General features: G+C 73.7%; 21 protein-coding genes. 11 read left to right on the forward strand and 10 right to left on the reverse strand.

Features of this window, described 5'->3' with window-relative positions; translation table 11 throughout:
* Nucleotides 1-159 precede the first annotated feature (159 nt).
* Both ACPU2J_RS34140 and ACPU2J_RS34145 read left to right on the forward strand, forming a co-directional pair.
* Complete coding sequence (locus ACPU2J_RS34140; protein WP_423834800.1) at nucleotides 160-1878, forward strand: PKD domain-containing protein; 1719 nt, start codon at nucleotides 160-162, stop codon at nucleotides 1876-1878.
* A gap of 82 nt (nucleotides 1879-1960) precedes the next feature.
* The gene (locus tag ACPU2J_RS34145) at nucleotides 1961-2302 is read left to right on the forward strand and encodes a putative quinol monooxygenase (RefSeq protein WP_423834801.1); all 342 of its coding nucleotides are present in this window, start codon (nucleotides 1961-1963) and stop codon (nucleotides 2300-2302) included.
* Here the strand turns inward: ACPU2J_RS34145 and ACPU2J_RS34150 are convergent.
* Nucleotides 2299-3798 (reverse strand): class I adenylate-forming enzyme family protein, encoded by a 1500-nt coding sequence (locus ACPU2J_RS34150; protein ID WP_423834802.1) that lies wholly within the window; start codon nucleotides 3796-3798, stop codon nucleotides 2299-2301. The genes ACPU2J_RS34145 and ACPU2J_RS34150 overlap by 4 nt on opposite strands.
* A gap of 109 nt (nucleotides 3799-3907) precedes the next feature.
* Between ACPU2J_RS34150 and ACPU2J_RS34155 the strand changes: the two genes are divergently transcribed.
* The 3 genes from ACPU2J_RS34155 (at nucleotide 3908) to ACPU2J_RS34165 (ending at nucleotide 5678) form a co-directional block, all read left to right on the forward strand.
* Nucleotides 3908-4654 (forward strand): class I SAM-dependent methyltransferase, encoded by a 747-nt coding sequence (locus ACPU2J_RS34155; RefSeq protein ID WP_420078181.1) that lies wholly within the window; start codon nucleotides 3908-3910, stop codon nucleotides 4652-4654.
* Between the two features lie 103 nt (nucleotides 4655-4757).
* Nucleotides 4758-5168: a rodlin gene (locus ACPU2J_RS34160; protein ID WP_360867415.1), complete on the forward strand. Its 411-nt coding sequence runs from the start codon at nucleotides 4758-4760 to the stop codon at nucleotides 5166-5168.
* Nucleotides 5169-5393: 225 nt separating this feature from the next.
* Complete coding sequence (locus ACPU2J_RS34165) at nucleotides 5394-5678, forward strand: hypothetical protein (protein ID WP_365490435.1); 285 nt, start codon at nucleotides 5394-5396, stop codon at nucleotides 5676-5678.
* Nucleotides 5679-5777: 99 nt separating this feature from the next.
* On the opposite strand, the gene ACPU2J_RS34170 is transcribed toward ACPU2J_RS34165, so the two are convergent.
* Nucleotides 5778-9254, reverse strand: a complete 3477-nt coding sequence (locus tag ACPU2J_RS34170; RefSeq protein ID WP_423835039.1) for a M28 family peptidase — start codon at nucleotides 9252-9254, stop codon at nucleotides 5778-5780.
* A gap of 174 nt (nucleotides 9255-9428) precedes the next feature.
* Here ACPU2J_RS34170 and ACPU2J_RS34175 point away from each other — a divergent pair, with 174 nt between their 5' ends.
* The gene (locus tag ACPU2J_RS34175) at nucleotides 9429-10388 is read left to right on the forward strand and encodes a LysR family transcriptional regulator (protein ID WP_423834803.1); all 960 of its coding nucleotides are present in this window, start codon (nucleotides 9429-9431) and stop codon (nucleotides 10386-10388) included.
* A gap of 23 nt (nucleotides 10389-10411) precedes the next feature.
* Here ACPU2J_RS34175 and ACPU2J_RS34180 read toward each other — a convergent pair whose 3' ends face one another.
* The 6 genes from ACPU2J_RS34180 to ACPU2J_RS34205 all read right to left on the reverse strand — a co-directional run bounded on the left by ACPU2J_RS34180 (nucleotide 10412) and on the right by ACPU2J_RS34205 (nucleotide 15535).
* Complete coding sequence (locus ACPU2J_RS34180; RefSeq protein ID WP_420078179.1) at nucleotides 10412-11242, reverse strand: class I SAM-dependent methyltransferase; 831 nt, start codon at nucleotides 11240-11242, stop codon at nucleotides 10412-10414.
* 101 nt (nucleotides 11243-11343) lie between these two features.
* Nucleotides 11344-11574, reverse strand: coding sequence for an antitoxin MazE7 (locus ACPU2J_RS34185; protein ID WP_361602600.1), 231 nt, complete (start codon nucleotides 11572-11574; stop codon nucleotides 11344-11346).
* 70 nt (nucleotides 11575-11644) lie between these two features.
* Nucleotides 11645-12916 (reverse strand): serine hydrolase domain-containing protein, encoded by a 1272-nt coding sequence (locus ACPU2J_RS34190; RefSeq protein ID WP_423834804.1) that lies wholly within the window; start codon nucleotides 12914-12916, stop codon nucleotides 11645-11647.
* A gap of 206 nt (nucleotides 12917-13122) precedes the next feature.
* Nucleotides 13123-14385, reverse strand: coding sequence for a mannosyltransferase family protein (locus ACPU2J_RS34195; protein WP_423834805.1), 1263 nt, complete (start codon nucleotides 14383-14385; stop codon nucleotides 13123-13125).
* A 198-nt stretch (nucleotides 14386-14583) separates the two neighbouring features.
* Complete coding sequence (locus ACPU2J_RS34200) at nucleotides 14584-15045, reverse strand: hypothetical protein (RefSeq protein ID WP_420078176.1); 462 nt, start codon at nucleotides 15043-15045, stop codon at nucleotides 14584-14586.
* On the reverse strand, nucleotides 15038-15535 hold the full coding sequence (locus ACPU2J_RS34205) for a SigE family RNA polymerase sigma factor (RefSeq protein WP_389077242.1): 498 nt from the start codon (nucleotides 15533-15535) through the stop codon (nucleotides 15038-15040). Before ACPU2J_RS34205 ends, ACPU2J_RS34200 begins: the two co-directional genes overlap by 8 nt.
* 424 nt (nucleotides 15536-15959) lie before the next feature.
* Between ACPU2J_RS34205 and ACPU2J_RS34210 the strand changes: the two genes are divergently transcribed.
* Nucleotides 15960-16163, forward strand: a complete 204-nt coding sequence (locus tag ACPU2J_RS34210; RefSeq protein WP_030384970.1) for a cold-shock protein — start codon at nucleotides 15960-15962, stop codon at nucleotides 16161-16163.
* Between the two features lie 157 nt (nucleotides 16164-16320).
* On the opposite strand, the gene ACPU2J_RS34215 is transcribed toward ACPU2J_RS34210, so the two are convergent.
* The gene (locus ACPU2J_RS34215; protein WP_420078175.1) at nucleotides 16321-17595 is read right to left on the reverse strand and encodes an MFS transporter; all 1275 of its coding nucleotides are present in this window, start codon (nucleotides 17593-17595) and stop codon (nucleotides 16321-16323) included.
* Nucleotides 17596-17645: 50 nt separating this feature from the next.
* On the opposite strand from ACPU2J_RS34215, the gene ACPU2J_RS34220 reads away from it, so the two are divergent.
* Together ACPU2J_RS34220 and ACPU2J_RS34225 are read left to right on the forward strand one after the other, a co-directional pair.
* Nucleotides 17646-18038: a MerR family transcriptional regulator gene (locus tag ACPU2J_RS34220; RefSeq protein ID WP_361607833.1), complete on the forward strand. Its 393-nt coding sequence runs from the start codon at nucleotides 17646-17648 to the stop codon at nucleotides 18036-18038.
* 102 nt (nucleotides 18039-18140) lie between these two features.
* Entirely contained in the window at nucleotides 18141-18848 is a 708-nt protein-coding gene (locus ACPU2J_RS34225; RefSeq protein WP_365137993.1) for a ribonuclease H family protein, read from the forward strand.
* A gap of 71 nt (nucleotides 18849-18919) precedes the next feature.
* On the opposite strand, the gene ACPU2J_RS34230 is transcribed toward ACPU2J_RS34225, so the two are convergent.
* On the reverse strand, nucleotides 18920-19576 hold the full coding sequence (locus ACPU2J_RS34230) for a beta-glucanase (protein ID WP_420082267.1): 657 nt from the start codon (nucleotides 19574-19576) through the stop codon (nucleotides 18920-18922).
* A gap of 309 nt (nucleotides 19577-19885) precedes the next feature.
* Here ACPU2J_RS34230 and ACPU2J_RS34235 point away from each other — a divergent pair, with 309 nt between their 5' ends.
* Both ACPU2J_RS34235 and ACPU2J_RS34240 read left to right on the forward strand, forming a co-directional pair.
* Entirely contained in the window at nucleotides 19886-20737 is an 852-nt protein-coding gene (locus ACPU2J_RS34235) for a hypothetical protein (protein ID WP_420078173.1), read from the forward strand.
* On the forward strand, nucleotides 20737-22890 hold the full coding sequence (locus ACPU2J_RS34240; protein ID WP_423834806.1) for a bifunctional serine/threonine-protein kinase/ABC transporter substrate-binding protein: 2154 nt from the start codon (nucleotides 20737-20739) through the stop codon (nucleotides 22888-22890). Before ACPU2J_RS34235 ends, ACPU2J_RS34240 begins: the two co-directional genes overlap by 1 nt.
* Nucleotides 22891-22895: the final 5 nt, after the last annotated feature.

Consider the following 22895-nt stretch of genomic DNA (forward strand, 5'->3'; position numbering starts at 1 on the left):
GCCACTTGTCGATCGTAAACCGTACAGCCGGTAAAGCCTCGGCCCCTATGGAGTGAATCCCACCGGTACCCCGTGACCGCCCGTCGGAACCTTCCGTACGTTGGCCGCTCTTCGCTCATCACCACAACTGGGGGGCCGGTGCGCAACCACCGACTCGTAATGACCGCTGCCTTCGTGGCGGCCGGTCTCGGCATCATCCCGGGAGCCGCGCAGGCGGCGGATCCCGTACCCGTACCCGTGGCGGCCGGGGTGGCCGAGGCCGTGAAACAGGCCGCCACCTCCGAGGGCTTCCACAGCCCCGCCGACCGCACGATCCGCACCACCCTGCCCGCCGCCGGCGGGAACGCCAAGGCCGCCCGCGCCGCGGCACCGCAGACGGCGCAGGCCGCGCCGGGGGCACAGGCCGCGCAGGGCACCCAGGGCGCGGTGGCCGCCGAGGCGGGGGCCAACGCCGCCCTCGCGGTGGACGTCAGCGGCACCAGCTACACCGCGCACGGGATCGAGCTCACCGCCCTGATCACCAGCGCCGACTTCGCGCTCGACGTGGTCATCGACTGGGGCGACGGGAAGACCGAGGCGCTCACCGCCCAGGGCACCGCCGAACTGCACCGTTCGCACACGTACGACAAGTCGGGCGAGTACCAGGTGAAGGTCACCGTGACCGACGCCGCCAACGCCGTCCAGGCCGTCAACGGGGGTGCCTTCCTCACCCCGGGCGCTGACTTCACCCCCCACACCCCGACCCGTCTCCTCGACACCCGCTACGGCACCGGGGCGCCCGTCGGCAAGGTCGCCGGGCAGGGCTCGGCCCGGGTGAAGGTGGCGGGCAACGCCGCCGTCCCGGCCGGCGTCACCGCGGTCGCCCTCAACGTCACGGTCACCGAGACCGTCGACAGCGGGTACGTGACCGCCTGGCCCGGCGCCGGCTACGACCGCCCCGGCACCTCGAACCTGAACTACACGGCGGGCCGTTCCGTCCCGAACCTGGTCATCGTGCCGGTCGGCGAGGACGGGTACGTGGAGCTCCACAACGGCGGCCACCAGCCGGTCGACCTGATCGCCGACGTGACCGGCTACTTCACCAGGGCCTCGGCGGACGGCTACACCTCGATGACGCCCGCCCGCTTCGTCGACACCCGCGAGGGCGTCGGCGCCCCGCTGGGCCGGCTCGCCGCCCGCAGCGCGTTCACCACCCGGATCGGCGGCCTCCAGGGCGTGCCCCCGGGCATCTCCGCGGTCGCCCTGAACGTCACGGTCACCGAACCGGAGGGGCCGGGCCACCTCACCGCCTACTCCGGCGCAGGCGCCGTCCCGACGGCGTCGAACCTGAACTTCGTGCCCGGCCAGACGGTCGCCAACGCGGTGATCGTGCCGGTGGCCCCGGACGGGACGATCAAGGTCTTCAACGGCTCCTGGTCCCCCGCCCACGTCGTGGTCGACGTCGTCGGCTACTACAGCAAGGACAGCAAGGCCGCCTTCCTGCCCTTCTCGCCGCTCCGTACGCTCGACACCCGCGAGGAGGCGTACGGCTGGCCCGGCGGCCGCTTCCGGGCCCGCGAGTACGTCTCGCAGGGCTTCACGCCCGAGTCGGCGGACGGCGTCGAGGCCTACGTGCTGAACGCCACCGTCACCGAGACCGGCGGGACGGGCTACCTCTCGGTGGCGCCGGGCAGCTCCCCGCTGCCCGCCGACGGCGGTCCCGCGGCCCCCGCCGAGACCCGCCCCGGATCGTCCACCCTGAACTGGACGACCGGTGATACCGTCCCGAACCTGGTGCAGGCGAGCGACGGCTCGCACGGCGTCATCACCTTCTGGAACCAGGGCCACCAGGACGCCGACCTGGTGATCGACGTGTTCGGCGTGTACCAGACGAAGTGACCACCCGGGGGCGGCGCGCACGGGTCCGCGCCGCCCCCGGACCGCGTCCGCGGCACCACGGACCCGTGCGTAGAATGCGCAGATGATCTTCATCGTGGTCAAATTCCCCGTCAAGCCCGAATACGTCGAATCCTGGCCCGCCCTGGTGGCGCCGTTCACCGAGGCCACCCGCGCCGAGCCCGGGAACCTCTGGTTCGAGTGGTCGCGGAGCCTGGAGGACCCCGACACCTACGTCCTGGTCGAGGCGTTCCAGGACGGCGCCGCCGAGGCGCACGTCACCTCCGACCACTTCCGCGCCGCGCTCGAGACCATGCGTCCCCTCGTGACGCGCACGCCCGAGATCGTCAGCACGACCATCGAGGGCGCCCACGGCTGGAGCGCGATGGGCGAGCTGCAGATCGACCCGTCGGACGGCGCCGCCTAGGACTCCGCCCGCGCCGCGGCGGCCCGTTCGCGCAGCCGGCGCCGGTCCGGCTTGCCACGGGCCGTCAGCGGGATCGCCGGCAGCCAGAACACCGCGGTCGGCCGGTGCGCCGGCGCCAGCTCCCGCTCCACCAGGTCGCAGGCCGCCCCGGCCACCTCGGTGCCCGGGGCGCACCCCGGCGGCGCGACCAGGAAGGCGCACACCTCCTCACCGGTGACGTCGCTGGGCCGTCCCACCACGACGGCCCGTGCCACGCCCGGATGGCGGGTGAGCGCCGCCTCCACCGGCAGGCAGTAGACGTTGTCCCCGTCGACCATCACCACGTCCTCGGCCCGGTCGTCGAGGTACAGGTAGCCGTCGCCGTCGAAGTGCCCGAGGTCCCCCGTGCGCAGCCAGCCGTCCCGCAGCACCTCCCGGGTGAGTTCCGGCCGTTCCCAGTAGCCGATCGTCATCGCCGCGGACCGCGTCCACACCTCACCCGTGCGACCGGCGGGCACCGAACGGCCCCGCCGGTCGCGGACCTCGACGCGTACCCCCGGCACCGGGCGGCCGACCGAACCGAGCAGCTGCGGCCGTCCGGCCACCGCGGCCTGGTGGTCGCCCGGCGTGAGACGGCAGATCACCGAGGCCTCGTTGGTGCCGTACCCCTGCTGCCAGGCGCCTCCCCAGCGGGTCACCGCCTCGGCCAGCCGCCGGGGATGGACGGGCGAGTCCCCGTACGAGACCGCTACCAGGCCGGGGATCCCGCGCGCGGTCGCGGGATCGTCCAGCAGCCGGTAGACCATCGAGGTGGTCAGGTAGGTGGACACCGGCCCCAGGCGCCGGCAGGCGGCCGCGAACTCCCTTGGCGCGAAGGGTTCCAGGACCTCCACCCGGCCCCCGGCCCGCAGCTGCTCCAGGCAGCGCCCGCCGGACCGCTGCGCGAGCGAGGTGACCGACAGGTGGACCGTCCCCGGCGCGTCCGCCGGCCGGCCCGCGACCCGCGCCGCCATCGCCCCGAAGGTGGAGGCCACCCCCTTGGGCCGGCCCGTCGTCCCGCTCGTGTACGTCACCCGGGCCACGTCCTCCTCGCGGGCCCGTACGTCCACCGGCCCCGCGGCCCGCCGCTCCGCCCGCAACAGCAGCTCCTCCAGGCCGAGCAGCGGCGTCCCGGTCCCGGGCACCGGAACGTCGTGCACCACCAGGTCCGGCCGGCAGTCCCGCAGGACGAAGTCCAGGCCGTACAGGGCCGGTCCGGACACCACCTGCGTCAGCCGCGCCCCCAGCAGGTGCGCGGCGATCCGCACGAGCAGCACCTCGTACCGGTTGCCGCCCGCCACGCAGGCCAGCCCCGAGCCGCGCCCGACCCCCGCCGCGGAGAGCTCACCGGCCACCCGCACGGCGCCGTCGAGTACCTCCCGGAACGTCAGGACCACCGGCCCCGTCCCCAACGCGGGCCGGTCGCCGTACCGTTCGAACGCCCCGACCAGTTCCGTGACGTAGCGCGCGGCCACCATCGACGATCCGCCTCTCCGAGTCCCGCGGGCGATCGTACGGGTCCCGGGGCCCCGGCCCCGTCCCACCACACGGGCGGCCCCCTGCCCGGGTGCCGGGCCCGTCGGCATGATGGGCGCCATGACGAACGAATCCCGTGCTCGTTCCTTCGGTTCCGCCGCCGCCCGCTACGCCGCCCACCGCCCCTCCTATCCACCCGAACTCTTCGACCTGCTGGTCAGGCTGACCGGCTTCCCCCTGGCGGGTGCCCGGGTCGCCGACGTGGGAGCCGGTACGGGGATCGCCACCGCACTCCTGGAACGCCGCGGGGCCCGGGTCCTCGCCGTGGAGCCGGGCGAGGGCATGGCCGCCGAGTTCCGGCGGCGCAACCCCGCCACCCCGCTCGTCCGCGCGGACGGAAACCGGCTGCCGCTGGCCTCCGGCTGCCTGGACCTGCTGACCTACGCGCAGTCGTGGCACTGGACCGACCCGGACCGCGCGGTCCCCGAGGCCCTGCGGGTCCTGCGGCCCGGCGGGGCGCTGGCCGTCTGGCAGAACGACCCGGACGTCGGCGTCGAATGGATCGCCGAGCAACAGGCCCGCATCGAGAAGCGGTTCGGCCCCGGCTGGTACATCAACGAGCGTGCCCGCTCCCAGGAGGGGCTGCGCTTCACCGACCACCGCCTGTGGTGGTCGCGGCGGGTGCCGGTCGCCACCCACCTCGCCAAGCTCTCCACCCATTCCCTCTTCCTGATCGGCGAGCCGGGCACGGATGCCTTCCTGGCCGACGAACGGGCTCTGCTCCTGCAGCGGTTCCCGGACGGCTGGGTGGAGGAGCACTACGTCGTGGAGCTGAACCTCGCCGTGCGCAGCGGATGACCGCCGGGTGCGGCCGATCGGGTGAAGCGGGAGAACCACCGGCGGCCCCGGGCGTTGATCAAGGCGCTCACCCCCATGCACTTGTGTCACCAAAGGACCACTGATGCTGAAGAAGATTATGGCCACCGCCGCCGCCACCGCCTCCATCGTCGGCGCGGGTGCCGCCGTGGCTGCTCCGGCCATGGCCATCGGCAACGACAATGGCGTCAGCACCGTCAACGGCAACGGTGCCGTGCAGGCCTACGGCAACCAGAAGACCCACGGCGACCAGAGCCCGCAGCTCGGCCTCGTCCAGGGCACGCTGAACAAGCCCTGCATCGGCCTGCCGGCGAAGGTCAACGCCCAGTCGATCCTCGCCCTGGTCAACGTCGGCGTCCAGGACATCAACGTCCTGTCCAACCCGCAGAACCAGCAGTGCACCGAGAACTCCACCCAGGCCAAGGGCGACGAGCCGCTCTCCCACATCCTGGACAACATCCCGGTCCTCTCCGGCAACCTCTCCGCCGGCAGCTGACCCAGGCCCCTCGTACGAGCCGGGACCCGCGACGCCTGCGCGAGTGCCCGCGGCCCCGGCTCGTGCCCCCAGGATCCGCGGATCCACGCCGCGGGTACCGGACCCCTGCGAAGCCCCCCGCCCACCCGGGCAGGGGGCTCCGTGCCGTTCCCGCCCGGCGGTACCGGCGGGGCGCCGCGTCGTGTGCGGCGGGTCCGGAAGCGGGCGATCCGGTAGCGTCGGAGCATGACCACTGAGCCGCAGCGCTTCGAGATCCTGCTGGTCCCCGAGCACATCGAGAACCTCCGCGGAGCCTCCCCGGCGGACCGCGCGCTGCGGGCGGCCGTGGTCGAGGCGACCGGTGAGACCGGGGCCTCCGGCTACCCCCGCTACCGCGGGCAGGGCATCGAGGCCGACATCGACCCCGAGACCCGCACCGTCGAGGCCCTGCTCGTCGACGGCGCGGAGCTCGACTACGGGCTGCGGGCGATGGTCGCTCCCGAGCGCGGCCCGGGCGGCCGTACGACGTAGCCGCCCCGCCCGCGGGACGGTGCCCGCGCGGGCGTCCGGCCCGGCCCCCGTACGCGGGAGCCGGGCCGGACGCGTGCGTTCACCGGGGCGCCGGGGGCCTCAGCTCACCCGGACTGTGACGTCGTCCACGACGAAGGAGGTCTGCAGGGACTGGTCCTCCACGCCGTTGAACCTCAGGGTGACGGTCTGGCCCGCGAAGGCCGAGAGGTCGTAGGACTTCTCGACGTAGCCGGAGGCGGCGTCCAGGTTGGAGAAGGACGCCAGCGTCTGGCCGGCCACCGTGACGGTGAACCGGTCGTAGACCACGTTCTCGTTCTCGTCCGTGTCGATGTGGAGGAAGAACGCGAGCCGGTAGGACGCGCAGCCCGTGGGGATGGCCACGGCCTGCGCGGCGCTGTCGGAGTGGGTGGATCCGTACCCGTTCAGCCAGGCCTTGTAGCTGCCGCCGTGCGGGGCCTGGCCCGCCTGGTTGGTGATGACGCCCGAGGTGGCGTTCCACGGGCTGGAGCCGTTCTCGAAGCCGCCGTTGACCACGAGCTGGCGCGGGGTGCAGGAGCCGCCGCCACCCGTCACCGTCAGCGTGTAGGTGGTGGTGTGACTGACGGTGCCCGAGCCGGTGACCGTCAGGGTGTAGGTGCCGGGCGCGGTGCTCGCGCCCACCTGGACGGACAGCGTTGAGGAGCTGCCGGACTGCACGGACGTGGGGCTGAGCGTGGCGGTCGCGCCCCCCGGCGCGCCGGACACGGTCAGGGCCACGTTCTGTGCGGCGCCGCTGACGGTGGCGGTGTTCACCGTCGCCGAGACCGAACCACCGGGGGCCGCGCTGCCCGCGGAGGGGCTGACGCCGATGGAGAAGTCCTGCGCGGGCGTCTCGCCACCGACGGCCTGCTTCCAGACGGCGTAGGCCACGCCGTCGGCGCTGCGGTTCAGCACCGTGGCGTTGATGTTGTTGGTGGTGTCGCAGGAGCTGTGGTAGCAGGGGTCGTAGGCCGCGTTGGCGGTGCCGCCCCACTTGGCGGCCTGCGCCGAGGTCTTGCGGGCGCTGGCGCCGGCCGCGTAACCGGAGGTCGGGATCCCGCCCTGCTGGAAGGAGTAGTCGTCGCTGCGGCCCTGGCCCTCGGTGTTCTCCTCCGGGGCGAGGTTGAGCGAGGTCCAGTACGCCTTCAGTGGGGCGGCGGTGGCGGAGTTGACGTTGTTGATGAAATAGCCGCCGTTGACGGAGCCGACCATGTCGAAGTTGTAGTAGCCCTTGATGGCCGAACGCTGCGCGCTGCTGAGGCTGTTGACGTAGAAGCGGGAGCCGTTGAGCCCCTGTTCCTCGTCGGTCCACCAGGCGAAGCGGACGTGCTTGGTCATCGTCGGGTTCTTCTGCGCGAGGACGAGCGCGTTCTCCAGCAGGGTCGCGGAGCCCGAGCCGTTGTCGTTGATGCCGGGCCCGGCCGAGACGCCGTCCAGGTGGGCGCCGAACATGACGGTCTGGTCGGTGGGGCCGCCCGGCCAGTCGGCGATCAGGTTGTTCGACGGGTAGGTGCAGGAGGAGCAGTTCTGCTCGGTGACCGTGTAGCCGGCCGCCTGCAGCTTGCCCTTCACGTACGCCAGCGACTGGGTGTAGCCGGCGCTGCCCGCGCGGCGGTGGCCGCCGTTCTGGGAGGCGATGGTGCCGAACTGCGCCAGGTGCGCCTGCACGTTGGCGACGTCGATGTCCGGCGGGTCGTTGCCGGGCTGCGTCCCGCCGACGTTCAGGGTGTAGTCCACCGTGTGCGACAGGGCCGTTCCCTGGCCCTTGACGACCACCGTGGAGGTGCCGGGCGCCGTGTTCGCGCCGGCCGTCAGGGTCAGCACCGAGGACTGCCCGGACTGCACGGTCGCCGGGTTGAAGGAGGCGGTGACCCCGGCCGGCAGGCCGCTCGCCGTCAGCGTCACCGACTGCGCGGTGCCGGTCGTGACGGTGGTCCCGACGGTGGTCGTGACCGAGGCGCCCTGCTGGACGCTCCCGGAGGACGGGTTGAGCGACATCGAGAAGTCGTTGTTCTGACCGCTCGGCGTGCACGTCGGGTCGGCGGACTGGGCGGGCACGCTGATGCCGTCCCACGCCGCCTTGGTCCGGGTGAAGAGGTCGCAGGTCGCGTCCAGGGACTTGGCCGCGCTGAGCGTCGCCGTGCGGTACTTCTTGTAGCTCATGCCGCTGGTCTTGAGCAGCATGCCGCCGTAGAAGATCTTGCCGGCGGTCTGGATGCCCACACCGGTCAGGCTGGTCTGGTTGCAGGTGCTGCTGCTCGGTTTGCCGCCGCCCGGGTTGGTGCCCTCCGCCAGCAGGTAGAACCAGTGGTTCAGGGGGCCCGCGGCCGCGTGCACCTCCGTGCCGGGTATCGCCGAGCTGTAACAGGCCGGGTCGTTGTTGACGGCCGGCGGGTTGTACATGTTGCGGATCGGCCCGCGGCCCTGGAGGTTGATGACCTCGCCCACGGTGTAGTCGGGGGTGTCGTAGGGGGCCGGCTGGTTGATGTACGCCTCGGTCAGCGCGCCGAAGATGTCACCGGTGGCCTCGCCGAGCCCGGCCTCCTGACCGCTGGTGCCGCCGGGGGTGTTGGAGTCGATGGCGTGCCCGTACTCGTGCGCCACCACGTCCACGCCGGCGATCCACTCGTTGGCGCTGTTGCGGCCGATGGTGACGGAGCTCCCGTCCCAGTAGGCGTTGAGGTCGTTCAGCCCGACCTTCGCGGGGAAGCTGCGCCCGTTGCCGCTGACGCCGTTGCGCCCCAGCCACTGGCCGAGCATGTCCCACTGCTTCTGCGCCGCGAACATCAGGTCGACGCAGCCGGTCTCCTTGCTCGTGGGGTTGCCGGTGCCCCAGGAGTCGGAGGACTTCGAGAACACCGTGCCGGTGCTGTAGTCCGCGCAGCTCAGACCGGTGCGGCTGGGGTCCCGCAGGGTGAACGTGGAGCCCGAGGCGGTGGTGTCGATCGAGACCGGGCCGGGCCCGTTCCACTTGCTGTTGCCGGTGCCCGCCACCACGTCGTCGTAGCTGTCGACGACGGCGCCGGTGCGCGCGTCGACGAAGACGTGCAGCTTGCTGGGCGCGTTCTTCGTACGGCCGCTCAGCACGGTCTCCCAGGCCAGCACCGGCTTGTCCTGCCGGAGACGGACCACGAGCCGGCTGCTCTCGACCTTGTCGACGGCCGCCAGTTGCGTCCGCGAGGTGGTCTCGGCCGCCTTCGCCGTGACGGACGGGCGCGTGGCGACGTCGATGCGCACGGCGGAGGCGGACTGGAGCGCGCGGACCTTTCCGGAGCCGTCGGCGAGCACGACCGCGTCGCCGCCGACGACCGGCAGTCCGCGGTAGCTGCGCTCGTACGACACCGAGTAGAGGTCCTTGACCCAGGGGGTGACGAGGCGTCGCTCGTACTGTTCCTGGGAGGAGTTGACCAGGGAGTCGAGACCGCTGTCGACGGCCTGGTCGGCGGCCGCGACCGCGCGTGCGGCGGGGGTGTCCTGCGGGGACGGGGCCGACCGCGCCGTTGGCGCCGCCGATGCCGTCCCGGCCAGGGTTCCGGCGAGGCTCGCGGTCAGCGCCATCGCTGCCACGGCCGCCGTCCATCTGGTGGGCTGCAACGTCCACTCCGATCGTGGGGGGTGTCGGGGATGCGTTCGCGGCCGAGTATGAGCGTGGACATGACGTGAATGGGACATCTCGGCAGGCATAAGGCCCGCGTTATGGTGCGGCGGCGGCCGACTGCATACGCTGCCCGGATGCAGCTGGAGTTGAGGCATTTGCAAGCCGTCCTCCGGATCGCGGAGGCGGGCAGTCTGGGGGGCGCCGCACGGCGGCTGGGAGTCTCCCAGCCCGCACTCTCCGCCCAGCTGCGGCGCATCGAACGGGTCACCGGCGGCGACCTGTTCGTCCGGGGCCAGGACGGCGTCGTACCCACCGCCCTGGGCCAGTTCGTCCTGGACCGGGCCCGCCGGGTGCTGAGCGAGATGGACGCCCTGGGGGCCGAGGCGCGGGCCTTCTCCAAGGACGGCCCGCTGCGGCTCGGCTGCATCCTGCTGGTCCTGCTCGACGGCCTGCTGGCCGAGACCGACCTGGCGATGTCAGGCCGGGAGATCGCCGTGGACCTGGAGGACTCGGTGACCGCGCTGGCCCGCATGCTGGGCGCGGGGCGCTACAACGCCATCGTCTACGGGGAGGTCAACGACCACGAAGTCCCGCTGCCGGAGGGGACCTCGGCCCGGACGCTCATCCCGAAGGAGCCGTTCTGCGTACGGCTCTCGGCGCGCCACCCGCTCGCCGCGCTGGACCGGGTCGACCTGGCCGACCTCGCGGGCGAGACCTGGATGGCGCCGGTGGAGGAGGACGACGGGGGACCGGAGGCGCTCACCGCGGCCTGCGCGAAGGCGGGGTTCAGCCCGTCACTGCGCTACCGGATCACCGACCGCAAGATGCACTACGACCTGATCGCGGCGGGCCGGGCCGTCTCGCTCAGCCAGCCGACCGCCCCCACCGCCGCGGGTACCGTGCTGCTGCCGCTGGTCGGCACCCCCGTCACCGGCCGTATCCGCCTGGCCTGGAACCGGTCGGCGCTGTCGTCGGCGGAGGCGGAACAGCTCTACCGGGCGGCCGCCCGCGCCTACGTCGCCAACGTGGACGCCAACCCCTTCCACCGGCAGTGGTGGGACGCCCACCCGGAGGTGCATCCGGTCCTCGACTGAGGGCCGGACGCGGAGTGCGGACCTCAGCCCCTGCGGTGGGCCGTGAGCAGCAGGTACTCCCACTCCATGACCCCGTCCGCGGTGTGCTCCGCGGCCAGGGCGTCGAGCGCGGCGTCCAGCTCGGCCACCCGCTGCGGATCGTCGCCCACCGCCCGGTAGACGGCGATCGTCGGGCCGTAGCAGGCCTTGAAGAACTCGCGGAAGTCCGGGGGGTTCACGAAGCGGTCCACCCGGACGGTGCGGCGGCTGGTGACGACGTCGGTGACCGCGTCGCCCAGCAGCTCGTGCACATGCTCCTCGTCCCCCCACAGCGGCGGGGGCTGCGCCCCGGGCGGCGGCGGGGGAGCGAAGGGCTTCATCGTGGCGAACAGCCGTCCCACGAACCCCTCGGGCGTCCAGTTGACCAGCCCGACGGTCCCGCCGGCCCGGCACACGCGCAGCATCTCGGCGGCGGCGGTGCGGTGGTGGGGCGCGAACATGATCCCGACGACGGACATCACGACGTCGAACTCCCCGTCGGCGAAGGGCAGGTCCTCGGCGTCCGCCTCCCGCCACTCCAGCCGGGCACCGCGTACGGACGCCAGGTGCCGGCCGACCTCCAGCAGATCGGGGGTCAGGTCGGACGCGACCACGTCCGCCCCGGCCAGGGCGGCGGGAATGGCGGCGTTGCCCGAGCCCGCCGCGATGTCCAGCACCCGGTCGCCCGTCCGGACGCCGCACTCCTGCACGAGGAGGGGCCCCAGCTCGGGGATGACGTGGGAGGCCACGGACGGATAGTCGCCCAGCGCCCACATCGCGCGGTGCTTCGCCTTCAGGGCGCGGTCGGCCAGCCGCGCCTCGCTCGCCTCGGTCATGACAGCCGTCCTCCAGGGCTCGGGAGTCCCTTCCCCGAGCCTAGGGAGGTTTCACCCCACCGGCATGTCGGCGGCCAGGCGGACGCGCCGCGGCGACCGGGTCATCCGGGCGGGGTGCGGGGGCCGAAGTCGCGGGCGAAACCCTCACGGAAGCCGGGGCGCGCGAGCGCGCCCTCGAAAGCGCGTGCGGCGTGGACGAGCGCGGCCTCGTTCTCCTGGGCGGTGGCGAGTTCGGCGAGGTAGGCGCGCAGGCTCAGCCCGCGGGCGGCGGCGAGCACGGAGAGCCGGTCGTGCACGTCGGTGTCGACCTCGACTGTGGTGGTGTCGGCCATGGTGAGAGTATGCGCGCCCGGGGCCCGGCCGTGGGCCCGTTCGCCGTGGTCGGCGTCCCCGGCGGGCGGCCTACGGCGCCGTGGGCGAGCCGGACGACTCCGACGCGGTGGGGGCGGGCGGTGGCGCCTGGCTGAGGGAGTTCCCGGGTGCGAGGAGGTCGGCGATGCGCCCGGCGATGGTCTGGGCCGTGTTGTTCCCCGGGGCCTCGGGCCCCACGGTGGTGGAGACGGCGATGGCGAGCCGCTGCGACGGCAGGTAGGCCTGGATCGCCGCGTATCCGGCGAAGGACGGGTTCGACTGGATCCAGCCGTTCTGCACGATCACCCCGTACCCGAAGTGGCGGGCCGGGAGCTGACGGAAGCAGTCCCGGGGCGGGCAGCCGGGCGTGTCACCGCCGAGGCCGACCGTGCCCGGGTCCAGCTGGGTCCTGAACCCCTGCGGCGAGAGCAGCTCCCCCGTGCCGACCACCTCGGCGGACCGGGCCAGGTCGCAGATGTGGGTGTTCAGCACCGCGCCGGGGGCCGTGGTCCAGGAGGGGTTCCAGTAGGTCGAGTCCTCGTAGACCCCGCGTTCGGAGTCGTAGGAGTGCAGGACCGGCTCCTCGCTCTCCGGCGTGAAGCTGTTGCGGGTGTTCGCCAGCCCCGACGGGCCCGTGATCCGCTCCTCGATCAGCCGGGCCAGCGGCATGCCGGAGATCTTCTCCAGGGCCTGCCCGAGCAGGACGAAGTTGGCGTGGGAGTAGCTCCAGCTGGTACCCGGCTCGTACAGGAGCGGGTGGGAGGCGGAGATGCCCACGAGCTCCGCGGGCGTCCACTGGCGGAACGGGTCCGCGTAGAGCGCCTTCAGGAACTTCGGATCCGGCACGTAGTCGCGCAGTCCCGAGGTGGAACTGCCGAGCATCCGCAGGGTGATCTCGTCCGCGTGCGGGGCGTCCGGAAGCCAGCGCGAGACCGGGTCGTCGAGGGAGGCCTTGCCCTCGTCGACGAGCTGGAGCATGGCCATGCCCATGTAGACGATGGCCACCGAACCGGCACGGAAGTGCATGCCGGCCGTGACCGGGACGCCCGCCATCGACTCGCCGAGCGCGACGGTCACCACCTCGCGCCCGTCCCGGGTGACCTTGACCAGGACGCCGTTCAGATCGAGTTCCCGCTGCGCGTCCTTGGCGATGTCCAGGATCCGGCGGGCGTCGCCGGCCGCCGGCGAGGGGGTCGCCGTACAGGCCGCGGCGGCCGCCCGCGGCCCGGCCGCCGCCCACGCGGGCCCGCCCGGCAGGGCGGTGGTGAGCAGCGCGGCGGTGCACAGCAGGACCGTCCGGGCGCGACCCGGGCGCGTGGTCATGGCGCCGGTGTCCCGGCCGGGAGCGCTGCACGGGGTGCGAGGATCATGACGGCCTCCTGCCGTGAAGCCCCTGCACCGCCCCGGGGGCCGGATTCCGGCCGGGGAGCGCCCGTACGGACGCCGCGGCCGCGCAGGGGACCGGACCCGTCCTTCGATGGAACGCCAGGGCGGCGGCCCGGGCCAGTCGGGGCGCGCGGCCCCGGTGCTCAGCCCGCCCAGCGGCCCGTCAGGAAGGTGATGGCGACCGTGACGCAGACCGGCCCCACCACGTACAGGTACGTGCTCTCGATGCGCGGGCGGCGGGCGCTCCAGGTGGCGAGGGCGATCCACAGCGGCCACCACAGGAGCGTGGAGCGGGGGATCGACGTGTACCAGTACGAGGTGCCCAGGGCCCAGAGCGTCAGGGCGATGTACAGGGCCTCGGGCCAGCGGCGGGCGCGCAGCAGCACGGCCAGCAGGACCACGCCGACCAGCATGGCGAGGAGTTCGGCCTGCCACATCAGCGCGTACCCGGTGGGCTGGGTGTGCTGGAAGGCCGCGGTCCAGGTGTTCGACCAGGCCTCCCAGGGCGTGTGGAAGTCCCGGTACCAGCCCCGCTCCTGGGCGTGCTTCCAGGCCATCCAGTCGCCCGTCCGGGACTGCAGGAACCACGAATAGGCGCCCGGGGCGAGCGCGGGCAGCAGCAGCCACGGGGCCGCCCGCCAGTCCCGTCGGCCCCGCGCGGTCAGGACGAAGTGCAGGGCCAGGGCGGCCACGAGGAACAGCCCGGTGATGCGGACGGAACAGGCCAGGCACGCGAGCACCGCGGCGGCCGGCCGGTTCCCGCGCTGCGCCGCCAGCCAGGCGGGCAGGGCCAGCGCCAGGAACAGCGACTCCGTGTAGCCCGCGGCGAGGAACACCGCGCACGGGGACACCAGGAGGAAGAGCACGGCGCGGCGCCCCGCGTCGGTGTCGGAGAGCCGGTCGCGGGCGATCCGGGCCAGGGCGAGGACGGCGACGGCCCCCGCGACGAACGAGATCAGCGCCCCGGCGGCGGCCCAGGACGGGACCACCGCGTGCACGGCGCGCAGGGTGAACGGGAAGCCGGGCAGGAACGCCTCGCGGTTGTCCCAGCCGGTGGTCCAGGGGCCGGCTCCGGCGGGGAAGTAGCCGTCCTGGGCTATGCGGAGGTAGAGCCCCCAGTCCCACTGCTGCCAGGGCCCGAGCAGCGAGGCGGGCCTGCGGCTCTGGCCGTCGGCGGGGAAGAGCCAGCCGACGGCGCCCGCCGTGGCCCAGATCCCGATCCGGGTCGCCAGGTAGAGCCAGAGGACCTCGCGGTCGGCGGGGCCGAGCCGGAAGCGGGTCCGGCCGGCGCGGCGCGGTTGCGGGGGGTGGGCCGGGCGCGCCGGGCGGGCGCCGGCGGGGGAGCCGTCGGCGGGGGCGGGCGCGGGGGTGGTCGCGGCCCGCCGGTGCGGGGCGGAAACGGGCATAAGGGAACTCCTGGCCGTCGTGAGGGCGTGCGGGACCGCCGGCCGGGGTCCGGGGCCGGTGTCCGAGGTCTGGGGAGGGGCGGAAGGGAGGGGGAGGTGAGGGGAGGAGTGGCGTGGCCGGGACGCCGGGCCGGAGGGGCGCCTAGCGATTACCGGCCGGCGCCGGGGCGAGCCGGGTCGCGGCGTTCCGTACCGGCACTACCGCGGGCGCTGGGTGCCCGTGGCCGAGGTGTTCGGGGTCGGTCCGCCCGTCGAGGACGGCGGAGCGGTGATCGTCGCGCCGGTGGTCGTGGTGGACGTCGGGTCCGTGGTGCGGCGGGGCGCGGTCGGCCAGGCCGTGGACGTGGCCGTGGCCGAGGCGCCCGGCGAGACGGTCTCGCGCGGCGCGGGCGGCGCGGTGGTCGGAGGTGCGGGAGAGGGTGACGGGGTGGTGGCGGGGAGGGTGGGCCGGACGGGCTCGCCCGGCAGCAGGGCGGCCACGGTCGCGCCGGTGCCGCCGAGGAGCAGGCAGCAGGCAGCGGCCAGGACGGCGATCCGGCGACGGCGGGCCCGGTCGCCCCGCTGTTCGATCGCGGAGACCGGCGGGAGCGTGGTCGCGGCCCGCCCCGCGGAGGCCGCCTCGTGGAACAGGGACCGCAACGGGTCGTGGGTGTCAGGCATCGGGGGCCTCCTCAATGCGGGGGTCCTGCAGATGACGGGAGAGCGCGGCGCGGCCCCGGGACAGGTGGGTCTTGACCGTGCTCGCGGACAGCGAGGTCTCGGCGGCGATCTGTTCGACCGTCAGGTCGCACACGTAGTGGAGCGCCATGGTGCGGCGCTGTTTCAGCGGCAGCAGGCGCAGGGCCTCCACGAGCGCCACCGCCTCCGGCCCGGGTCCTTCGACCCGGGTGGGCGGCGCGGTGCGCCGCCAGGCGTCGGCCGTGCGCCGGCCCACCCGCCAGCGGCTCACCGCGAGCCGCCAGGCCACCGTGCGGATCCACGCCTCCGGGCGGCCTTCCTTGTCCAGCTGGCGCCGGCGGCCCCAGCCCCTGACGAAGGCCTCCTGCACCACGTCCTGTGCCTCGTGATGATCACCGAGCATCACGTACAGCTGTCCTGTGAGCCGTCCTGCCGCCTGTGCGTAGAACTCCTCGAACTCCTCGACGGTCAAAAAATCGCTCCCGAATCCATGTGTCCCTCTCACCGTGCATACGCCCGGCGCGCCGCATCCGGTCGACACCGGACGACGGGAAATTGTGTGACTGCGGTCACACGTCGAAGGGGGTGGGGCGGGGCGCGGGGGAGGGGTCCCACCCGGTCGGCGGTGCGCGGCCCCGCCGACAGCGCGCCTCGGAACGCCGGGTTCCGGATCCCGCCGGGCCGAAAAGGTCGGTATCGAGCCGCGAAGGCGAGATCATTCCCCCTGGTGACAGTGCGTGCAGGCGTGTACCTTCTCCGGTAGCTGTCGTGGTTCCAAGTGCCTTGCCCGCGCCTTCCGGTGTGGGCAGTTTTGCTGTGTTGTGCCGTAGGACCAGGGCGATCACCTCCGTTCTCCACGCCGTGTGGAGGACGTACGTCAACGGGAAGGCATGAACATGGCTACGGGAACCGTGAAGTGGTTCAACTCGGAAAAGGGCTTCGGCTTCATCGCCCAGGACGGCGGCGGCCCGGACGTCTTCGCCCACTACTCGGCGATCAACGCCTCGGGCTACCGTGAGCTCCAGGAGGGTCAGGCCGTGACCTTCGACATCACGCAGGGCCAGAAGGGCCCGCAGGCGGAGAACATCACCCCCGCCTGATCCTCGGCCGGTCCGGACGGACGTCCGGCCTCCGAAGAACCGTTTCCCCCGCCGTTCACCGAACGCGGGGAGCCCGGGGCCGTACGGCGACAGCCGTACGGCCCCGGGTCGTTTCCTGAGGCGGGTGCGGCCCGCGACCGCGGCACCTTCCGGGGCCTCACACGGCCGGCGCCGCCACCGCCCGGCGCCTGCTCCGGGCCCTCAGCGCGGCCCCCGCGAGGGCCAGCGCGACCGTGGCGGCCCCCGACGCCGCCAGCACCGCCCGCGGGCCCATCAGCGCGGTCAGCGGCCCGCCGAGCGCCATGCCCACGGGGCCGGCGGTGAGCAGGACCGCGCTGCGGGCCGCGAGGACCGTCGTGAGCCACGCGGCCGGGGTCCGCTCCTGGAAGAGCGTGTAGGACAGCGCGGTGAACGGCCCGTAGACCAGACCGCCGAGAGTGAAGCAGGCCAGGGTGACGGGCGCGGACGCCCCCAGGCCGAACGGGACCAGCGCCAGTCCCCAGCCCGCCACGATCCCCAGGGTCACCGGCCACAGCGGGAAGCGCCGCAGGGCGCCCGCGGTCAGCCCGCCCAGTACGGCGCCCGCCCCGAACAGCGTCCAGTACAGCCCGAGCAGACCCGCCCCGGCGTGCAGGTCGTCGGTGACGTGCAGCGGCAGGGCCACCTCGGCCGGTCCGTAGAGGAAGTTGAAGAACCACGTCAGGGCCAGTACGCCGAGCAGCTCGGGCTGCCGGCGCAGCAGGCGCAGTCCGGCCGACGGCGGCTGCGCTCCGGCACCGTCCCCGGTCCCGGCCCCGTCCTTGGTCCCGACGGCCGGCCCGCGGAGCCGGCCCACCATGACGGCGAGCACGGCGAAGGACAGGGCGTCCAGCCCGATCAGCCAGGCGGGGCTCACCACCGCGACCAGGAATCCGGCCAGGGCGGGGCCGATCACGATGGAGGCGGAGACGCTCGCGCTGAGCAGGGCGTTGGCGGCGAGGCGGTGCTCCGGCGGAAGCATCTCGGCGACCAGTGAATACCGTCCGGCGTTCCCCCAGGCGTGCAGGACGGAGGAGCCCGCGAGCAGCGCGACGTACAGCACGGGGTGCAGCGTGCCGGTGGCCCAGGCCAGAGGTACGCACCCGAGCAGGACCGCGCGGATCCGGCTGTCGGCCGCCAGCAGGCGCCCGGGCGGGAGACGCCGCAGCAGCCGTCCGAAGAGCAGCGCCCCGAGTGCGCCGGGCAGGGCGTACGCGGCCAGTGCGGCACCCAGCAGGAGGCCGGAGCGGCCGGGCGGGGCGATCTCGATGGCCAGCCAGGCCACGGCGACCACGCTCATCCCGTCACCGAGGTCGGAAGCGGCCAGGGCGGGCAGCAGCCGCCGGAAACCGGAGTGGGCGAAGAGCGGACGGTAGGCCCGGGGGAGGAGACGAGTTGTCAGTGCGGCAGTCACCGGGTCAGACTCCTGGTTCAAGCGCACTTGAGGTCAAGGGGGAGTGATCGGTGCGACAGCTCGGCATAGGCGAACTCGCGCGGCGGGTGGGGATGCGGCCCTCCGCGCTGCGCTACTACGAGAGCGTCGGCCTGCTGCCGCCCGCCGAACGCGCGGCGGGCCGCCGGGTCTACCCGGTGGCGGTCGTACGGCGGATCGCGCTGATCAGGATGGCCCAGCGGGCCGGGTTCACCCTGGCGGAGATCCGCCGCCTGCTGGAGGCCGACACGGGCCGCGGGGCGACCCGGCAGTGGCGGGCCCTCGCCGAACGCAAGCTGCCGGAGCTGGACCTCTTCATCCGCCAGACGCAGATGCTGCGCGACGCCGTCGCCGACTGCCTGGCCTGCGGGTGCATGAACTTCGACACGTGCGGCCTGCTCGCCGGTCCGGACGCCGGGGCCTGAGGCCGTGACGGCCGGGCGGACCGCACGGACCGGGTGGGCGGACCCGGGCGGGTGGACCGGGCGCGGGGACGGCGGGCCCGGCGGATGCGGCATGATCGGGGGATGTCCGAACGCATCATTGCCGCCTGTGACGGAGCGGCGAAGGGTAATCCCGGCCCCGCCGGCTGGGGCTGGGTCATCGCCGATTCCGAGGAGCGACCCCAGCGCTGGGAGGCCGGCCCGCTGGGCCGCTCCACCAACAACATCGGTGAACTGACCGCCCTGCAGAGGCTGCTGGAAGCGGTGGAACCGGAGACGCCCGTCGAGGTGCGGATGGATTCGCAGTACGCGATGAAGGCCGTCACGCAGTGGCTCCCGGGCTGGAAGCGCAACGGGTGGAAGACCGCCTCCGGCGGGCCCGTCGCGAACCGCGAACTCGTCGAGGAGATCGACCGGCTGCTCTCCGGCCGTGACGTGACCTTCCGCTACGTGCCGGCGCACCGGGAGGACGGCGACCACCTCAACGCGATCGCCGACCGGGCCGCGAGCGACGCCGCCCTCACGCAGCAGGCCGACGGCACCGCCCTCGGGTCCGCGATGCCCGTCCCCGAACCCGTGGCCCCCGCCCGCGAGAAGTCCGCCAGGGCGAAGAAGCGGACGGCGCCGGGCAGCACGCCGGGCCGCCCGGCACGGGCCATCAAGGCGAAGTTCCCCGGCAGCTGCCCCTGCGGCGGGTCCTACGCCGCCGGTGACATGATCGCGAAGAACGGCAGCCGCTGGGGCCACGAGGCCTGCGCCTCCGCCACCGCGGCCGACGGCGGCACGGCGTAGCGGACCCACCGCTTCGGCCCCCTCCGAGGACCGTTCCTCGGAGGGGGCCGACGGCCGTGCCGCGGCCGGATCTACGGCCGGTACACGCGCAGGTAGGCCACCTGGTACGACATGGCCGTCACGCCGGGCTCCGGCGCGGGGTGGTAACGGCCCGCGCACACCGACAGGTTGACGATCAGGTACGCGCGCCAGTGGCGTCCGACCCCGCGCCGGTCGGCGTAGACGCGCTTGCCGTTGACCCACCAGACGACGGACCGCGCCCCGAACTCCACCTTCAGGTCCACCCAGGCGCCGCGGGAGACCGAGGGGTCCCGGTGGTAGCGGTAGCCGCCCTTGACGTGGTTGGAGAGTTCGAGCAGGTCGGGGTTGTCGGGGTGGTACTCGAAGACGTCGATCTCGTTGTCGCCGTCCAGCCAGGTCCAGATGGCCGGCCAGGCACCGAGCTCCGAAGGCAGCCGTACGCGGGACTCCAGGACGTCCCCCGCCCGCACCATGAAGCCCTCGTCGCTGCCCTCCGTGGTCAGCAGGCCGGCGTTCCACTTGCCGTCGGGACGGCGGACGGCGCGGAACGTGCCGCTGCGGCTGTAGGACGGATCCTGCACCAGGTAGTCGAGTTTGTTGTCGCCGGGGTTGGTGGGGCCGCCGCCCGGATAGGCCCAGGAGCGTCCGGCGACCCACTGGGTCGTGGACGTGAAGTCGGCGGTGAAGACCGGGTCCCGGGCGGCCAGCGGGGCGGTCTGTTCGGGGGTGCTGTCGCCGGTGGGGCGCTTCACGAGGCGTCGGAGCCAGTCGAGAACCTGAGTGAGCACATCGCTCCTTCCCGAGAACGCGAGTTCTGGGAGCATGCCCGCCCGGGGCCGTTCACATACCGGTCCACCGGTTTTTGAACCGGCTTTCGCGCACCGTACCCACCGGCCCCGCACGCCGCGCCCGCGGACCCTCGGTGGACCCGCGGTGGCCCCGGACGTCCGTTCGCCTCCAACATGACTTCTCCATAAGCCAGTTGGCCGTTGCCGCGGCGGGGTAGCATCCCAGCCGTGGGGGGACCTGAGACACGTGGACGTTCCATCGGGCTGCGCGCCTGCGGCTGCGCGGCGGCCGGCCTGCTCCTCCTCCTCGGGGGCTGCACCTCCGGCGAGGGCACGGAGGAAGGGAAGGCGGCCGGCCGCACCACGGCCGCCTCGCCCACCCCGCCGACCCCGGCTGCCGTCGCACCCTCGCCCACGGGCACGGTGCTCTCGCTCGTGCCCGCACTCGACGAGTCCAAGCAGCCGAGGACATCCGCCGAGGCACACGAACTCCTCGCCCGGATCGTCATCGCCGAGGACGCCCTCGGCCCCGACGTCGTCCGCAGCGCCCCCTTCGAGAGCGACCCCGGCCGGTGGCCCGTCCTCGACGCCGACTGCGTCTGGCAGACCGAGGGCCTGCCCCCCGACGTCCTCGCGACGAACACCCGCTACTTCCACATCCCGGCGGCGAACGGCCACGGCCGAGTACGGATCAACACCACCGTGACCGTCCACCGCGACCGGACGGAATCGGGCTGGGAGACCGCGCGCGCCATGGAGGAGGTCCTGCGCTGCCCCGACCAGAAGCTGCGCGAGGGCGAGCACCTCAAGGGCCTGCTCGGCAACTCCGTCTACCAGGGCGAGCAGGGCAACAACTGGAGCGAGGACGCCTTCAACGAGCTCGGCACGCACACCGAGGCCGGAGGGGGCGAACCCCAGCGCTACTTCTGGTACCAGGCGCAGTTCGGCCCGGTCACCGTCGCCGTCGCCGGAAAGAACGCCGCCGGCTACGCGGAGAACGCACTCATGACCCTCGTCGTCCAGGGCAACAGCCGCATGATCTCGCAGGCCAAGCAGGCGCTCGGAAAGGCGGCCGGCTGATGGAGCCGCTCCTTCCCTCCGACCCCTCCCGGATCGGCGGCCACCGCCTCCTCGGCCGGCTCGGCGCCGGCGGCATGGGCGTCGTCTACCTCGGCCGCACCGACGACGGCGCCCTCGCCGCCGTCAAGGTGATCCGCGCCGAGTACGCCGACGAGGCGGACTTCCGGGCCCGCTTCCGCCGCGAGGCCGAGATCGCCGCCGAGGTCGACAGCCCCTGGGCCGTGCGGATCACCGGCGCAGACCCCGACGCCCACGACCCCTGGCTCGCCACCGCGTTCGTCCCCGGCCCCTCCCTGGCCGAGGCGGTCTCCGCCCACGGACCGCTCCCGCTGCGCGCCGTCCGGATCCTCGGCAAGGCCCTGGCCAAAGCCCTCGCCGTGATGCACGCGCAGGGCCTCGTCCACCGCGACGTCAAACCCGCCAACGTGCTCCTCGGCATGGACCGGCCACGCCTGATCGACTTCGGCATCGCCCGCGGCGGTGACCACACCGTCCTCACCTCCGCGGACGCCGTCCTCGGCACCCCCGGATTCCTGCCGCCCGAACAGGCGGAGGGACGGCCCGCCGAACCCGCGGGCGACGTCTTCTCCCTCGGCTGCCTGCTCGCCTACGCCGCCACCGGACGCCTGCCGTTCGGCACCGGCACCGTCGAGGCGGTGCTCTACCGCACGGTCCACGACGAGCCCGACCTCGGCCCGCAGGTGCAGGCCGACCCCGAGCTGGCCGCACTCCTGCGGACCTGCCTCGCCAAACACCCCGACGCCCGGCCCGCCGCGGACGCACTCGACCGCGCCCTGATCGAGGACGCCCCGGGCGAGGGCACCGACTGGCTGCCCGACCCGGTCGTCGCGACCATCGCCGCCCGCGCCGCCGCCCTGCTCGCCCTCCCCGGCATCGAGGAGACCGCCGCCGACCCCGCGGCCGCACCGGCGCCCGGGACCGGCTCCCCCTCCCGCCGGCGCTTCCTCGGCTGGGCCGCGGCCGGCACCGCCCTCGCCGCGGGCGGCGCGGCCGCCACCTGGCTGTCGCTGCGCGACGACGGGCCGAAGACCCCCGCGGCGTCCGCCCCCCGGCCGTGGGTGATCGGTGTGCACGCTGACCTCTCCGGACCCCAGAAGGCCGCCGGACAGGCTCAGGAACGCGGGGTGCGGCTCGCCGTGGACGCCTTCAACTCCCGCGCGGACCGGCCCTTCACCCTCGCGGTGGCCGTCGCCGACGACGTCGGGGCCGCCAACCGTTCCGCGTCCGCCGCCGCCGGCCTCATCGCCGACCCGGACGTGCTCGCCGTCATCGGCCCCACCGGCAACGCCTCCGTGACCCCCTGCCTGGAGCTGTACGGCGAGGCCGGGCTGCCCCTCCTGACCGTGTCGGCCCTCGCGAGCGCCTTCGGCGTCGCGGACCGGCGCAGCTTCTTCCAGGTCAGCCCCATCTCGTTCGTCCAGGCCGCGGCCCTGAACCACCAGCTGGCGGGGAAGAACGGCGCCCGCCGCCTCGGAACCCTCTGCGACCGCGACGGCGACGTCGAAGGATGGCAGGCCGTCCTCCACGCCACCCGCACCTTCGCCCACTACGGCCGAGGCGGCACCGTGTACCCGCGGGTCGTCCCCCGCGGTACGCAGGACCTGGCCCCGGTGGTCACCGACATCCTGGCCCACGGGGTCGACGCCCTCTTCTACTGCGGCACACCCGCGGGCGCCGCCAGGACCGCCCGGCTGCTGGCCGCCGCGGGCTTCCAGGGGCATCGGGCCGTCGACTACACGGTGATGGGACCGGAGTTCCTGGCCGCCGCCGGCCCCGCGGCCGAAGGCTGGCAGTGCGTCGCCCCGTACACCGGGCCCGACGCCCCCGAAGCCGCGGAACCGGCCCGCGCGCACCGGGCGACGTACGGCACCGCGCCCGACATCTGGACGGCCGAGGCCTACAACGCCACCCGCCTGGTCGTCGACCGGCTCGTGACGGCCGCCCGCGGCGGCACCCGCCCCGCCCGCGCCGACCTGCTCACCGCCCTCTCCCAGGGCACCTTCCGCGGCCTGACCAAGGAGTACACCTTCGCCGCGGACCGGGTGGTGAAGGACTACTCCTTCCACCTCCACCGCGTGGAGGGCGGCCGGATCCGCTACGCGGGACCCGCCGCGCTGCCCTCCGCCGGATAGCGGCG

It is taken from the genome of Streptomyces manipurensis (assembly GCF_049570255.1).
In the GTDB taxonomy this organism is placed as follows: Bacteria; Actinomycetota; Actinomycetes; order Streptomycetales; family Streptomycetaceae; genus Streptomyces; species Streptomyces manipurensis.

Coding starts and splice junctions, on each gene's coding strand:
- ACPU2J_RS34185 (WP_361602600.1), bottom strand. CDS start 11,574: ATGGCCGACACCACCACAGTCGAGGTCGACACCGACGTGCACGACCGG.
- ACPU2J_RS34180 (WP_420078179.1), bottom strand. CDS start 11,242: ATGACCGAGGCGAGCGAGGCGCGGCTGGCCGACCGCGCCCTGAAGGCG.
- ACPU2J_RS34150 (WP_423834802.1), bottom strand. CDS start 3,798: ATGGTGGCCGCGCGCTACGTCACGGAACTGGTCGGGGCGTTCGAACGG.
- ACPU2J_RS34140 (WP_423834800.1), top strand. CDS start 160: ATGACCGCTGCCTTCGTGGCGGCCGGTCTCGGCATCATCCCGGGAGCC.
- ACPU2J_RS34160 (WP_360867415.1), top strand. CDS start 4,758: ATGCTGAAGAAGATTATGGCCACCGCCGCCGCCACCGCCTCCATCGTC.
- ACPU2J_RS34175 (WP_423834803.1), top strand. CDS start 9,429: ATGCAGCTGGAGTTGAGGCATTTGCAAGCCGTCCTCCGGATCGCGGAG.
- ACPU2J_RS34200 (WP_420078176.1), bottom strand. CDS start 15,045: ATGCCTGACACCCACGACCCGTTGCGGTCCCTGTTCCACGAGGCGGCC.
- ACPU2J_RS34225 (WP_365137993.1), top strand. CDS start 18,141: ATGTCCGAACGCATCATTGCCGCCTGTGACGGAGCGGCGAAGGGTAAT.
- ACPU2J_RS34195 (WP_423834805.1), bottom strand. CDS start 14,385: ATGCCCGTTTCCGCCCCGCACCGGCGGGCCGCGACCACCCCCGCGCCC.
- ACPU2J_RS34155 (WP_420078181.1), top strand. CDS start 3,908: ATGGGCGCCATGACGAACGAATCCCGTGCTCGTTCCTTCGGTTCCGCC.
- ACPU2J_RS34190 (WP_423834804.1), bottom strand. CDS start 12,916: ATGACCACGCGCCCGGGTCGCGCCCGGACGGTCCTGCTGTGCACCGCC.
- ACPU2J_RS34170 (WP_423835039.1), bottom strand. CDS start 9,254: ATGGCGCTGACCGCGAGCCTCGCCGGAACCCTGGCCGGGACGGCATCG.
- ACPU2J_RS34165 (WP_365490435.1), top strand. CDS start 5,394: ATGACCACTGAGCCGCAGCGCTTCGAGATCCTGCTGGTCCCCGAGCAC.
- ACPU2J_RS34240 (WP_423834806.1), top strand. CDS start 20,737: ATGGAGCCGCTCCTTCCCTCCGACCCCTCCCGGATCGGCGGCCACCGC.
- ACPU2J_RS34210 (WP_030384970.1), top strand. CDS start 15,960: ATGGCTACGGGAACCGTGAAGTGGTTCAACTCGGAAAAGGGCTTCGGC.
- ACPU2J_RS34145 (WP_423834801.1), top strand. CDS start 1,961: ATGATCTTCATCGTGGTCAAATTCCCCGTCAAGCCCGAATACGTCGAA.